The sequence below is a fragment of the Allobosea sp. 67-29 genome (assembly GCF_001898115.1).
Classification (GTDB): domain Bacteria; phylum Pseudomonadota; class Alphaproteobacteria; order Rhizobiales; family Beijerinckiaceae; genus Allobosea.
The window spans coordinates 1-11,297 of the sequence record NZ_MKSQ01000014.1; the positions used below are offsets into that span (position 1 = coordinate 1).

Annotated in this window: 16 protein-coding genes; 5 read left to right on the forward strand and 11 right to left on the reverse strand. The window is 66.4% G+C overall.

Annotated elements, in window-relative coordinates:
* The first annotated feature begins 398 nt into the window (after nt 1–398).
* Complete coding sequence (locus BGO20_RS11195) at nt 399–1,232, forward strand: class I SAM-dependent methyltransferase (protein ID WP_291663948.1); 834 nt, start codon at nt 399–401, stop codon at nt 1,230–1,232.
* A 160-nt stretch (nt 1,233–1,392) separates the two neighbouring features.
* On the opposite strand, the gene BGO20_RS11200 is transcribed toward BGO20_RS11195, so the two are convergent.
* On the reverse strand, nt 1,393–2,946 hold the full coding sequence (locus BGO20_RS11200; RefSeq protein ID WP_291663947.1) for an undecaprenyl-phosphate glucose phosphotransferase: 1,554 nt from the start codon (nt 2,944–2,946) through the stop codon (nt 1,393–1,395).
* A 516-nt stretch (nt 2,947–3,462) separates the two neighbouring features.
* Between BGO20_RS11200 and BGO20_RS11205 the strand changes: the two genes are divergently transcribed.
* The gene (locus tag BGO20_RS11205; RefSeq protein WP_291663946.1) at nt 3,463–3,834 is read left to right on the forward strand and encodes a DMT family transporter; all 372 of its coding nucleotides are present in this window, start codon (nt 3,463–3,465) and stop codon (nt 3,832–3,834) included.
* Entirely contained in the window at nt 3,831–4,166 is a 336-nt protein-coding gene (locus BGO20_RS11210) for an SMR family transporter (protein ID WP_291663945.1), read from the forward strand. The genes BGO20_RS11205 and BGO20_RS11210 overlap by 4 nt, the downstream gene beginning before the upstream one ends.
* Here BGO20_RS11210 and BGO20_RS11215 read toward each other — a convergent pair.
* The gene (locus BGO20_RS11215; protein ID WP_291663944.1) at nt 4,153–5,352 is read right to left on the reverse strand and encodes a glycosyltransferase; all 1,200 of its coding nucleotides are present in this window, start codon (nt 5,350–5,352) and stop codon (nt 4,153–4,155) included. The genes BGO20_RS11210 and BGO20_RS11215 overlap by 14 nt on opposite strands.
* Before the next feature lie 5 nt (nt 5,353–5,357).
* Entirely contained in the window at nt 5,358–5,918 is a 561-nt protein-coding gene (locus tag BGO20_RS11220; protein WP_291663943.1) for a polysaccharide biosynthesis/export family protein, read from the reverse strand.
* 145 nt (nt 5,919–6,063) lie between these two features.
* On the opposite strand from BGO20_RS11220, the gene BGO20_RS11225 reads away from it, so the two are divergent.
* Nucleotides 6,064–6,552, forward strand: coding sequence for a DUF3617 domain-containing protein (locus BGO20_RS11225; protein ID WP_291663942.1), 489 nt, complete (start codon nt 6,064–6,066; stop codon nt 6,550–6,552).
* 285 nt (nt 6,553–6,837) lie between these two features.
* On the opposite strand, the gene BGO20_RS11230 is transcribed toward BGO20_RS11225, so the two are convergent.
* The 8 genes from BGO20_RS11230 to BGO20_RS11265 all read right to left on the reverse strand — a co-directional run bounded on the left by BGO20_RS11230 (nt 6,838) and on the right by BGO20_RS11265 (nt 10,817).
* On the reverse strand, nt 6,838–7,209 hold the full coding sequence (locus BGO20_RS11230; protein ID WP_291663941.1) for a hypothetical protein: 372 nt from the start codon (nt 7,207–7,209) through the stop codon (nt 6,838–6,840).
* Nucleotides 7,209–7,436 (reverse strand): hypothetical protein, encoded by a 228-nt coding sequence (locus BGO20_RS11235; RefSeq protein WP_291663940.1) that lies wholly within the window; start codon nt 7,434–7,436, stop codon nt 7,209–7,211. The genes BGO20_RS11230 and BGO20_RS11235 overlap by 1 nt, the downstream gene beginning before the upstream one ends.
* Nucleotides 7,436–8,698 (reverse strand): hypothetical protein, encoded by a 1,263-nt coding sequence (locus BGO20_RS11240; RefSeq protein WP_291663939.1) that lies wholly within the window; start codon nt 8,696–8,698, stop codon nt 7,436–7,438. The genes BGO20_RS11235 and BGO20_RS11240 overlap by 1 nt, the downstream gene beginning before the upstream one ends.
* A 59-nt stretch (nt 8,699–8,757) precedes the next feature.
* Nucleotides 8,758–9,039, reverse strand: coding sequence for a hypothetical protein (locus BGO20_RS11245; protein WP_291663938.1), 282 nt, complete (start codon nt 9,037–9,039; stop codon nt 8,758–8,760).
* Nucleotides 9,036–9,212 carry a hypothetical protein gene (locus BGO20_RS11250; protein WP_291663937.1) on the reverse strand — a complete coding sequence of 59 codons (177 nt, stop codon included), beginning with the start codon at nt 9,210–9,212 and terminating at the stop codon, nt 9,036–9,038. The genes BGO20_RS11245 and BGO20_RS11250 overlap by 4 nt, the downstream gene beginning before the upstream one ends.
* Nucleotides 9,209–9,538, reverse strand: a complete 330-nt coding sequence (locus BGO20_RS11255) for a hypothetical protein (RefSeq protein ID WP_291663936.1) — start codon at nt 9,536–9,538, stop codon at nt 9,209–9,211. The genes BGO20_RS11250 and BGO20_RS11255 overlap by 4 nt, the downstream gene beginning before the upstream one ends.
* The gene (locus BGO20_RS11260) at nt 9,535–9,969 is read right to left on the reverse strand and encodes a hypothetical protein (protein WP_291663935.1); all 435 of its coding nucleotides are present in this window, start codon (nt 9,967–9,969) and stop codon (nt 9,535–9,537) included. Before BGO20_RS11260 ends, BGO20_RS11255 begins: the two co-directional genes overlap by 4 nt.
* A 155-nt stretch (nt 9,970–10,124) precedes the next feature.
* Nucleotides 10,125–10,817 carry a S24/S26 family peptidase gene (locus tag BGO20_RS11265; protein ID WP_291663934.1) on the reverse strand — a complete coding sequence of 231 codons (693 nt, stop codon included), beginning with the start codon at nt 10,815–10,817 and terminating at the stop codon, nt 10,125–10,127.
* A gap of 134 nt (nt 10,818–10,951) precedes the next feature.
* Here BGO20_RS11265 and BGO20_RS11270 point away from each other — a divergent pair, with 134 nt between their 5' ends.
* Nucleotides 10,952–11,224: a hypothetical protein gene (locus BGO20_RS11270; RefSeq protein WP_291663933.1), complete on the forward strand. Its 273-nt coding sequence runs from the start codon at nt 10,952–10,954 to the stop codon at nt 11,222–11,224.
* The last annotated feature ends 73 nt before the right edge of the window (nt 11,225–11,297 follow it).

Below are 11,297 nucleotides of genomic sequence, written 5' to 3' on the forward strand. Positions count from 1 at the left end.
GCTTCTTCGGCATATCGGTCCTCCTGTCTGCCAAAAGACATACTTCAGGGTGGACCAATTCAACGGGGGGTGGATCACGTCTAACGCTGGGGGACAAGGGGTCGGAGGTTCGAATCCTCTCGCTCCGACCATAAACTCAAGAAAATCCTACAGTTGGAAGCTGCCGGTCCGGCCGGCGCCTGGACCGTTTCGGAACGAAGCAGGGCTGAAATGCTCTGCCCGGGACATAATGCTCCAACAGAGTCCCGACAGATGCTGTGACGCCGGTTGCGCGAATCGAAGGTTGCCGGGTCGGCGCAATCAGGGCGTTTAACCCTCCTTCCACGAACTCGTTGCAGCTTTGCGGTTCCCGGCGCACCCTGAATGGGAAGGGGACCGGCCTTGGAGTTCTGCTCGCCATGTCATTCGCGCCTGCCGCCACGCCGCGCATGAGCCTCGACATCACGCCCGGAGAAACGGCGACGCCCGCGCAAGCCGAGCCTTCGCTTTCGCGCGTTTTCGCCGGGCTGGCACCGGACTGGCATTCCGACTGGGCCTGGGAGAACTACGAGGCCACGATTCTGGCGCTCGCGCGACATTACGGCCTGCGCAGCGTCTGCGAGATCGGCGGTGGGCGCGATCCGTTGTTTACGGCCGCGCAGGCCGCACAGCGTGGCATCGATCTGATCGTCAACGATATCGATGCCGGCGAACTGGCGCTGACGCCGTCGGGCCTGAAGACCGCCCGCTTCGACATCGCCGGCGACCTGTCCGAGCCGGACGTCGCACATGGCGGCTATGACATGATGGTCTCGCGCATGGTTTTCGAGCACATCGACGGCGTCGCGCAGGCCTGGCGCAACGTTCATGCGCTTCTGGCGCCGGGCGGCGTGGCGCTCGCCTTCTTCCCCACCTTGTGGGCTCCCGTCTTCGCGCTGAATCATCTTCTGCCGGAAAAGGCGTCGCGCGCCATCGTGCATGCGCTGTTCCCGTCGCGCCGTGATGGTGGGGGCGATCCGAAGTTTCCGGCGCTCTACGACTGGTGCCGCGGCAACCCCCGGCAATTGGCGCCGATGCTGAAGCAGGCGGGCTTTAGCGAGATGCATGTCCAGCCCTTCTGGGGGCACGGCTATTTCGAGCGCCTGCCGGGGCTGCGCGAGGTCGACAAGGCCTTCAACGCGCTGGCGGCGAAGACCCGCTGGCACTTCGTGACGACTTACGCCTATGTGCTGGTCCGCAAGGAGCGCGGCTGAGGGCACAGCGCCGCCTTCCACGCGCGGTCGAAACGGTTTCCAACAGCGACAGCTGGCTGGCGCATTCTAGCGAAGCGAGGACGGTGCAGCGCGAAGCGCTGCGGTCCACGGCCTTTTACATCGACCCAACGAACGCCGGACCTGTCGGCGCCAGCGGGACTCAATAGGCGTTTTCGTTCTTGGTCAGGAGCGAAAAAGGCGTCTTCAGCAGGATGTAGAGGTCGAGCAGCACCGACCAGTTCTCGATATAATAGAGGTCATGCTCGACGCGGCGCTGGATTTTGTCGTCGGTGTCCGTCTCGCCGCGCCAGCCGTTGATCTGCGCCCAGCCGGTGATGCCGGGCTTGACCTTGTGACGGGCGAAGTAGCCGTCCACGACCTGCTCATAGGCGCGGTTCGAGGCCTTGGCATGAATCGCGTGTGGCCGCGGCCCGACGAGCGACAGATTGCCGTTGAACACCACGTTGATCAGCTGCGGCAACTCGTCGATCGATGTCTTGCGGATGAAGCGGCCGACGCGGGTGACGCGCGGATCGTCCTTGGTGACCTGCTTTGCCGCGGTGTGATCCGTCATGTCGTGGCGAAGCGAGCGGAACTTCAGCACGTCGACGGTCTCGTTGTTGAAGCCGTAGCGCTTCTGGCGGAAGAACACCGGCCCCTTCGAGTCGAGCTTGATCGCGATCGCGGTCACCAGCATCACGGGAGACAGGGCGATCAGCGCGAGTGCGCCGACGAACTTGTCGAACAGCCATTTGACGACGATGTCCCAGTCCGCGATGGGGCGGTCGAAGACATCGAGGACCGGCACCGCGCCGAGATAGGAATAGGAGCGCGGCCGGAAGCGCAGCTTCGACATGTGGGCCGAGAGGCGGATGTCGATCGGCAGCACCCAGAGCTTGCGCAACATTGTCAGCAGCCGGGCCTCGGCCGAGATCGGCAGGGTGAAGATCACGAGGTCGAGCCGTGTGCGCCGGGCGAATTCGACGAGGTCGTCGATCGTGCCGAGCTTCGGGTAGCCGGCGACGAGGTCCGGCGATCGCGAATCGTTGCGGTCGTCGAAGACGCCGCAGATGTGCAGGCCGGTGTCCTTCTGCGCCTCGAGCGCCTTGATCAGCTCGGCCCCGGCTTCGCCGCCGCCGACGATGGCGGTGCGCCGCTCGAGACGGCCGGACCGGGTGAGCGCGCGCACCGTCACCGTTGCCAGCAGCCGCCCCGCGACCAGCGCGCAGGCGCCCGCGGCATAGAAGCCGATCAGCCAGCCGCGCGAGACCTGGTTGCCGACTTTCAGGAAGAAGAAGGTCGCGAGCGCGACGAGGAACAGCATCGTCCAGCCGCCGAGCAGGCGCACGGCCGAGCTGGCGAAATTGCGCAGCGCGCCCACCGGATAGAGCTGCAGCATCTGGAAGATGACGAGCATGCCGACGGCGAGCGCGGAAACCGTGATCTGATAGGCGAGGGCGTTCTGGACCTTGCCGGCGGCGTAGAGCCAGTAGGCGAGGGCGCCCGTTGCCAGCACAATCACGACGTCCAGCAGCCGTGCCAGCCCCTCGATCATGACCGGGGAGAGCGTCGGCTTGAGCGGCAACGCCGCGATCCGCTCGGCGAGCGGATGGAACCGGCGGGTCTGCCCGTCCTCGGATTTGTCCGCCGATGCCGGCGCGGCGGCACCGGCCGCATCCGCCTTCATCATGTCGCGGACATCGAAAGCACCCATGACGTCCATTCCTCGCCCGGCACGCGCAATCGGGCCACGTGCCTCGGACGTTGGTCTAGCCGAAATTGCTCTCGGAACGCTTAATCGAATCTCTCGCTGTTTCGACGGGTTTGCAACGCTTTTGGCTTGATTTTGGAGCGGGAGCGGGTCCGCGACGGCGCGAGAAATTCCGCGACTCTCAAGAATTGAAAAAACCGCTGGCACGTCAGAGGGTTGCGTGATGTCCCGCGCAGTATTTTTCCTGCTCGATTTTGGCAATCTTGAATAGAGTCAAGTGTTTATGGATTGACACAAGACCTTGCTGCAGGCATATTTCGCCTCGATGAGTGTCTGAGAAGCACATATTTGCCCGGAACATCGGGCAGTGGCGGCGTTGCCCCAGATGCAACGCTACCTGTCGGGGAATATCCCCGCATATGATGGCTCATCCAGATTTCTGCTCTTAAACTCTAACGATTGCTTGGCTGTCCTTGCGGCGCATGTGCGCCGTCCAGCGCGGCTTCGCCCGTGTGCAACATGTCTTTTCATTGGTTGGTTCTGCTCGCGGCCATTGCCGTCGAGATCGTCGCGACGGCCGCGCTGAAGTCGGTCGTCTCCGCTCCCTGGCTGGTCGGCATTCTGCCTCTGCTGCTGATCGGATTGTCCTTTGCGCTGCTCAGCATCGCCTTGCGCGTCATCCCCATGGCCGTGGCCTATGCGGTCTGGGAAGGGCTCGGCATCGTCGGCATCGCTGCGACGGGGCATCTCGTCTTCGGCGAGCATCTGACGGCTGGTCGCCTGGCCGCGCTGGCAGCGATCCTGGTCGGTATCGTGCTGATCGAGGCCGGCATCGGCAAGGGCCGCGACGCCGCGGAGGATGCGCTGCTGGACGATGGGAGGCCCGTGTGAATGTCTCACTCGTTCAGGTCGTCCCGCTGCTCTGGCTGCTTGCCGCCGTCGTGCTCGAATTGTCGGGCACCTACCTTCTGAAGCTGTCGAACGGCATGACCCGGCGCTTGGCGGGAGCGGGCGGCGTGCTGCTGGTGATGGCCGCCTTCGGAGCATTGGCCCAGGCCATCAAGGGCATGGAACTCTCGGTCGCCTACGCGGTCTGGGGTGGTGCCGGTCTCGTCGCCACGGCGGTCATCGGCGCACTCGCCTTCGGACAGAGGATCGCTCCTGCCGGCTGGGCCGGCATTGTCCTGGTCGTATCCGGCGTCGTCGCGCTCAAGCTGCTGTAGCGCCGGTTTTCCTGCTCCGGCGCGCTTGCAGCGCGTCGCGATAAGCGGCGATGACGCCGTCGATCATCACGTCCAGGCGGAAATGCTGCCTGACATAAGCGGCGAGATCGGCCGCCTCGGCCTGGCGCTCGGTCTCCGGCCGCGCCAGCATCGCGGCGATCGCTTCGGCGAGGATCGCCGGGTCGTTCGGCGGGATCAGGCGATGCCGGTGCTGCGGGCCGTAAATTTCGCTGATGCCGCCGACATCCGTCGAGATCAGGGGCTGGGCGGCCGCGGCCGCCTCGAGGATGACATAGGGCAGGGATTCCGCCCGCGAGGGGATCACCATGGTCCGCGCCTGCGCCAAGGCGCCGCGGATCGGTCCGGGCGGCTCGAACGCGCATTGCTCGGCGATGCCGCGAGCCCTGGTCATGGCCTTCAGCTCGGCCTCGTCGGGGCCGGAGCCGACGATGAGGATGCGTGGCCTGAGCCCGTCGCGTCTGCGCAGCAACGCCAGGGCGTCGATCAGCGTGTCGACGCCCTTGGCTGAACGCAGTTCGCCCAGATAGAGCAGGTCGAACGCGGCGTCACGATGGTCGATCGGCTCGAATTCGGCTTCCGAAATCCCATTCAACACGACCCTGTGGTCGGTCCGCGGGGGATGGCCGATATGAGCCTCGAACCGGCTCGCGATGAAGCGGCTTTCGAACAGGAACATATCGGTCGCGCCTTCGAGCAAGCGCTCGACCGTCATGTAGATTTTGTGTTCGGTGCTGCCGGGCTTGTAGTTGAAGCTGCCGCCATGCGGCGTGTAGGCCGCGACATAGCTTCGGTTGCCGGCGAAAAGAGCCGGTATGCGGCCGTAGACACCCCCTTTCGAGCCGTGGCAGTGCACGACGTCGGGGGCGAGGCGCCGCCGCAGGGCGATCTGGGCCATCTGCGCCCGGAAATCCGTCAGGCTGGGGTAGCGTGACATCGGCACCCGCGTGATGCCGAGCGCAAGCGTCTGCGAAAGCTCGCGGAAGACCGCATCGGCGCGGGTGCCGCCGGTGGTGGCGTCGCAGAAGATGCCGACCTGGTGTCCGCGCTCCGCCTGTCCCCGCGCGATGTCGAGCACATGCCGGAAAAGCCCGCCGAGCGGGGCACGGAAGACATGGAGGATCTTGAGCGGCGCGCCGGAGGCACCGGGCATCGCGGGGCCGGGCACGGATGTCAGAACCAGCGTTCCTTGATGACGATCGTGTCGCCCGGCTGGACCGGATAGGTGATCGGCACCGAGGCGGTCACCGTCTGGCCGTCGATCTGGCGGGTGATCTCGGCCGAGTTGCGCTGGCCGCGGGGCGTGAAGCCGCCGGCGATCGCCACCGCCGTCTGCACGGTCATGCCGCTGACGAAGGGGAACTGGCCGGAATTCGTCACCTCGCCGAGGACGAAGAACGGCCGGTAGGTATCGACCTCGACCGAGACCTTGGGTTCGCGCAGATAGCCGGCGCGCAGTTTGGCCTCGATCTCGCGCGCAAGCTGCTGCGTGGTGCGGCCCTGCGCCATGACGGTGTTGACCAGCGGCATCGAGATCCGGCCCGAGCCATCGACGGCATAGATGTTCGACAGATTGTCCTGGCCGAAGACGATGATGCGCAGCTTGTCGCCGCTGGCGAGCCGATAGGGGCTCTCCGGCTGGGCGAGCGCATAGTCCGCCGCCTGGTACTGGGGCGCGCAGGCGCCCGCCGTCATGGCGGCGGCCAAGGCGAGGGATGCGAGGCGTCGACTCATCACTGGCTACCCGTGCAAAACTCGCGCAGAGCATTAGGGCGATATGGTTAACAAAGGCTTCCGCCCGGCCCGGCGCCTTATTCTGGCCGCCCCACTGGCCTTGTCTCGGACGAACGATCCGATGAATCGCGTCCGGAGAACCGAGATGAAATCTGCAACCCTCGTCGCGATAGCGCTCCTGGCAGCGGGCACGGCGCTGGCCGAAGAGCTGCCGCAGCGCAAGCCCGGCCTTTGGGAATCGAAGTCCACCGGCGCTCAGGGCGAAGTCGTGGCCAAGCAGTGCGTCGGCCCCGATACCGATCGCGCCCTGGTCGGCAGCATGGCTGGCGGGACCTGCTCCAAGATGCTGGTGACGAAGACGGCGACCGGCTACGCCGTCGAGACCGAATGTGCCATGGGGCCGGTCAAGGCCTCGGGCAGCAGCGTCGTCACCGGCGATTTCGAGACGGTCGTCCGCACCGAGGGGACCACCAGGCTGACCGGCATGCCGGGGCAGCCGGCTCCGGTGGAGCGCAAGCTGGTGGTGGAGGCGAGGCGGCTCGGCGATTGTGCTCCCGGCCAGAAGCCGGGCGACGTCATCATGCCTGACGGCAAGGTCATTTCGATGCCTCAGGCAGCTCCCGGCAAGCAGTAGGCCAATCGCACCAGAGGCGCATTTCGGCGGCTGAAGGCGGTTTTAGGGGCGGCCGGACCGTGGCTCCGCAACAGGAAAGATGAGGTTTTCGACGTCGGGCAGCCCGGCATTTACCGGACAATAACCTTACCGGCTACGAAGCGAAGACGGCGGCCCGATGAGGGGCCGCCGTTTGTTTTTGCCGATGGCGTCGCGCTTTTCGCCGGTTTGGGCTGCGGAACAGATCGGGAAAACTGGCGGCAGGAAATGCACTGGCGACAGCACTGGCGATTGCCGCCAGTTTGTTCATGTTCCGGTCTCGTTCCGGCCGTCGTCGAATTCGATCCGGGCCGCGAGGTCCCTCACCATTCGTGCGTGCCGATTTCGAAGGACGCTGGCGCATTCGGCTGCTTTGGCCTTCGCTTCGTCGCGGTCACTATTGTCGGCGTAATACGGGTTAGGCAGTCCAAAGGCCTCAGGATCGATGATTTGGGCCAGGCGAAGCTGGTCCTCCACCGGCGGCTGTGCTGAGGCCGCTTGGTCTAGCGCCGCAAAATAGGCATTGAGAATGTCGTCGACCAGGTTTTCGGCATAACCCGGAATATCGCCCGACCAGTCGTTTTCTATCGCCTTGATCGCAGCGGCCCGCGCATTCGGATCTACGTCTGTATTAATCATCACAGCTGTCCCTCCATCAGTGCCGCACGACGCCAGCGCTCCGACATCCACAGACACAATGCGCGCCGGTCCTCCGGTGCCAGCTCTTGCGTAGGCAGGGGCATGTCGCAGCCGGTCGAGATTTCCCCATCCATTCCGAGGCCGATCGTCCCAACCACAATCGACAACACCTTTCCGCTAGGCAGCGTCAGGCTGTCGTAGTCCAACACACAGTCGGCAGGACCCATCACAGCTCTCCCGTCATCAGTGCCGCGACCTCGTCGGCCTCCTCGGCCGTGCGCGGCAGGTAGTGTTCCACGATCTTGTAGCCGGCCTCCAGCGTATGGCCGGAGAGGTTGACGATCTGCTCGACCGTCAGCCCCATCTTGCGCAGATGGATGAAGCCGGAGCGGCGGCCGTCGCGCAGCTGCATGCCGGCGAGATGGCCCCAGCGCTCGGGGTCGACCGCGATCGCGCGCTTGCGGACGCGGGCGAACTTGATCGAGGCGAGCCAGTCGCTATAGGTCCGCAGCGTCGTCTCGTTGACGACGAGCGGCTGCCAGTTGAGCTTGGGGGCGGTAAGCGGCGGCGCGGCCGCCAGCCTGCGGGCGGCGAGCGGCGGCAGGCGCACGTCGATCCTGACGCCGCCCTCCAGCTCGAAGTCGCGGCCCTTCCGCTGGCTCTTGGACTGGGTGAAGACGAGCCGCGTGACCGTTTCCTTGGTGAGCGGATCTGCCTTCTCGACCAGGTTATGCGTGCCCAGCGCCAGCACGTCGCTGATCCGCTGGACGCAGGCGAAGCCGAGCAGCAGAGCGGTGCCGATCGAGGGGCAACGCAGGAACCGCTCCTGCCCCTGGTAGGAACCGGGCGGCGGCTCGACCCGGCCATCGGCGACCGCGACCAGGTGGCGGATATCCTCGAAGCTGTAGTAGCGCGGCCGGCGCTTCCCGGAGGCGAGCTTCTGCTTGGCGAAAGGGTTCTCCCGGATCTCGACATGCTCGCCGGCGATGCCGAAGGCGAACAGCACGCGCCCGACCTTGCAATAGCTCGCCGCCCCGCCGGGCGCGCGGCGCTTCACCGGATCGAGCCAGCGCCGCACGCGCGCCGGCGTGATGCCGTTCGCGACCTCGTCGCCGAACTCGGCCTCGATCACCTTGAGCGCGTAGCGGAACTGCTGCTGGGTGCGCTCGCGCAGGCCGCGCCAGTGGTCGGAACCCAGCCCGTCCTCGCCGTTGCGCCAGATATTCGCGAGCTGGCTGACGGTGAGCGGGCCGCTGCGGGCGCGCCGGCGCGGCGCGGCCGGGGCCGTGCCCTTCTTCGTCCAGGCCTCGACCTCGCGGTTGAGCCGCCGGGCCTCGCGCATCGCCACGTCCGGGTCCTTGCCGAGGGACTGGCCCTTGAACTGCGGGCGCAGCTTCTTCTCCGGCTTCCAGTGCCAGACGCCCCATTCGTTCTGATGCAGGCGCGCGATATCCTGCGCCGCGCCGCGCGGCGTCGCCTTCCGCTTCATGATCGGATCTCCGAGAGGGAAGCGCCCGCACTCAAGCGCGCGGGCGCGTCAAGGGCAAGCTACGGCCGGCCGCCCTGCACAACGGCGAGGCGGACGGGGGCGGCCATCGCCGCCGTCTCGCGCATCTCGAACCAGCGCAGCACGGCCTGGGTGTGCCAGCGCAGCTGCCGCTTGCTCCAGGGCAGCGGCCGCGGGAAGGGCAGCTTCTGGTCGCACTCCCATTCGGGCAGGCGCTCGCGCCGGATCGTGTACTCGGCCAGGCCGGCGCGGGCGGCGATGTCGGCCATGGTCCACCAGGGGGCGGACGGGTCGGCCAGGCGGCGGGCGGGAGCGCTGCTCATAGCGCCCTCGCCAGCACGAGCGCGGCGAAGGCCGCCAGGACCAGCGTGAAGCCGCTGCTGATGGCCGCCTCCAGCCGCAGCCCGCTGCGGTAGTGCTCGCGGCCGGCGGCCATGGTCAGGAAGGCGAGGCCGCTCAGATACATCGCCATGGCGACATGGAAGGCGGTCATCATCGCAGCGCCTCCCGCTGCTGGTCCTGCCAGGCGTCGGCGAAGGGGCGCAGCCGCAAGGGCCGCTCCAGCTCGCGGTCGCCCGCCGGCGTCGTCATGATCCGCTCCCAGCCATGGTTGGGAATGCGGACGATCCATCCGGCCTTCTCGCATTCCTTGACGATCGGCTTGCCGAAGGTGCGGACGGGCAGGAACTTGCCATGCGCCTGCGCCATGACCAGCTCTCGCCGGTCGTTCTCGTAGAGCTTGCCGCTGCGCGCGGCGAGCAGGCAGTAGGACTGCGTCTTGGTGCGGCCCATCTCGGGCGTGCGGCGCTGGCCCCGGCTCATCGCCCGTCCCCCTCGCGCCCATAGGCCAGGGGAATGTCGGCGATCGCCGTCTGCGGCTTGCGCCAGGAGCGGCGGCCGGCGCGCAGCGCGTTGTCGGCATCGCGATAGGCCGAGGCCAGCCGGCAGATCAGCGCCCAGCCGATCGCCAGCTTGACGGCCATGCCGCGCTCGAAGCGCATCGCCATGACCAGGTCGTAGAGCTGCGCGCCCCGGATGGCGCGGCGGTTGTTCCAGGCCTTGCGATGCCCGGCGCAGCAGAACTCCGCCCGGTCCTCGACGCTCTGGAAGGGCGTGTCGCATTCGAGGCAGCGGAACTGGTGCTTCGGGCGGGCGGCGACCGCAAGGCGGGCTGCGAGGCTGCGACTAGACGCGGGGGCTGGAAAGGCCACCACGGCGCCTCCAACCGGAAACTCGATACGAGCGTGCTGCATTCACATGCTCCCTCTCCACGCCGCTGCAAATCAGCGGTTGGGAATTGGCTACCATGTGAATGTGAAAGTTCAAACAGAAATATGAATGTTCATGTGATGCATCGCATCGCGTGGCCCGGATATTTTTCGCAGGCGCAGCGAAAGCGGTTGATAATTCACGCCCCCTTCCGGCGCGGCTTGCGGATCGCCAGCTCGACCACGCCCTTGATGCCGACCGTGCCGTCGATCAGCTGCGGCACGCGGGCGTTGTCCTCCTTGCTGGCCCCAACCAGGAAGGGCGGATGGAACAGGCGGAACACCGTCCTGGTCTGTCCCGGCCGCTCGAAGTCATAGAGCTGGGCGCAGACGATATCGCCCGCCTCGGGCTGGGCGTTCATGTCCACGATCACGACATCGCCGGGGAAGTAGCCCTCGTCCTCCAGGGCGCGCGTGCGCAGCGTCCAGGGCGCGACATGGACGCGCCCGGCAACCGCCGCCGTGACCAGTTTCGCCATCGGATCGCCGATCGGGGCGGTATAGGGCTCGCCTTCGTGCTCGGCGAAGCCTTGCGGCGGCACGCTCGGCGTCTGCTCGGCCAAGGCGGCGCGGCCGCGCCTGCCATGCGCCTCGGGCGGCGCGAGGATGCCTGTCGCCTGCTCGATCATCTCGATCGTGCGGGCCGACAGCGTGCCGTTGTAGCCCGCCTTGTTCCTGAACCTGGTCAAGGTGGAAGGGTCGCCCTCGAATAGCCGGGCGATCTCCGTCGGCGTCAGCTGACGCTCCCGCTCGACCGTCTCCAGATAGGCCAGTTGCGCGGCGCGCAGCTTCTCCTTGCGCGCCTTCTTCACTTGCTCGGCATGCGTCTGCATGGCCCGTCGCTCCGTGTGAAAGACGGGCGGACGCTGCGGCGCAGCAGGGCTGTGAGCAATTTGAAACATCACACTTGACGCAACCACGCAAATCAGATCGACGTGTGAAAGTTCACATGAGGATCGTAAATCACATGCCCGAACAGGAAGCGCAAGAGCTGGAGGGGCGGTTGTCCCGCCTTCGATTGCCGGTCGCGACGCTGGCGAAGCGCGCCAGCTGCGACCAGGCGACGATCAGCATGTACGTCAAGGGCCAGCGCCGCATGTCCGAGCGCATCGCGCGCGATGTGATGTCGGCGCTCGTCGCCGAGGAGCTTTCCGTCCTCACCCATCTCGCGCGGCTGCATCCGCAGGCCGCGATCGAGAGTGCTCGGGCCGTGTCGGTCCAGCCCCCTCGGGCGGCCTGAGCCCCGTTTCGTTCCCGTTGCGTCGCGTTCGACTGCCCGGCCGGTGCCCCAATCGCCGGCCGGGCCTTTCCTC